This window comes from Oleiphilus sp. HI0125 (assembly GCF_001635355.1).
Genome location: NZ_LWGF01000747.1, coordinates 1 through 1,151, shown reverse-complemented (window position 1 = coordinate 1,151; position 1,151 = coordinate 1). Strand labels below are relative to the sequence as shown.

The 1,151-nt window shown below is 43.4% G+C and carries 1 protein-coding gene; it reads left to right on the top strand.

Annotated elements, in window-relative coordinates; genetic code table 11:
• A partial coding sequence (locus tag A3762_RS27520; protein WP_197469215.1) for a hypothetical protein occupies positions 1-1,151 on the top strand: 1,151 nt, incomplete at both ends.

Below are 1,151 nucleotides of genomic sequence, written 5' to 3'. Positions count from 1 at the left end.
TCCTCTTGCTTACTGCGCTTAAACGCTGAGCTATGCGACTACATCCGCGGAACGAACAATAGTCGAGAAATACTGCAAGAACTCGAACAAAAAAATCTTTTCCTGATCCCGCTAGATAGCCAAGGTGAGTGGTTTCGCTACCACGAGATGTTTAGAGACTCACTACTCAAACGATTACGAAAGAACCAAAAAGCACATCTAATTGAGCTACAAACTCGCGCTATAGACTGGCTCATCGAGCATAACCAACCACATGAAGCCATCGAACAAGCTGTGCTTCTTCAAGAGTGGGAACTTCTAGCAAGACTACTTGAAAGCAACGGCAACAATTTAATTCATGAAGGGCATCATCTGCCGATGCTCGAATGGATAGCTGCCATTCCAGAGCAACTCAAATCTCGCTCACCCAGAATTCTTCTATTGAGAATTTGGGCCCTATTTTTCAGTAATAAAATCGAGGTCATCCAACCTCTGCTTGATGAATTAGAAGCATTAATCGATCAACAGCGTCTAGCAAACATAGAGACCAGTACTGACGAGCTTGTTGATCTACATAGCGAAATCTCATTAATTCGCTCTTATATCGCCCGTTCGCAATCAGATCTACGTGGCGCTAGTCAGCTGACTAAGCAGGTATTAGAGGAATTAGACAGCACTAATATGCCACTCAAATCAGTGACATACTATGGAATTGGCTTAGACAGCTTCACGGTGGGTGATTTAGAGTCTGCTGAGACAGCTTTAAAAGCAGCTATAGAGCACGGCAAACGAGAAAAGAAATACACAACCGTGCTTTCTAGTAGCGGTTTACTTGGTTGGATCTACTACTACCAAGGCAAACTTGATGCGGCGCTTGAAACGGGAATGCAGAATCAACACTGGATAGATAGCTTCCACGATCCATCACAACCAAGAATTTTATCGTGCTGGCAAAACAGTATTCTGGCGATGATCTACCTCGAACGAGGTGAGATTACTATTTCGTCGGCCTACATTAACCCCTTGCTGAAGCACATCAATATCGGAACAGAGCCCGGCCTACATATATTAATTCAATACACGCAAGCTAATGTATTGTTTTCGAAAGGCGAGTTTATCGAAGCGATAGAACGCCTAGATGATGCCATCAACGTCTATGAACACAAAAAAGA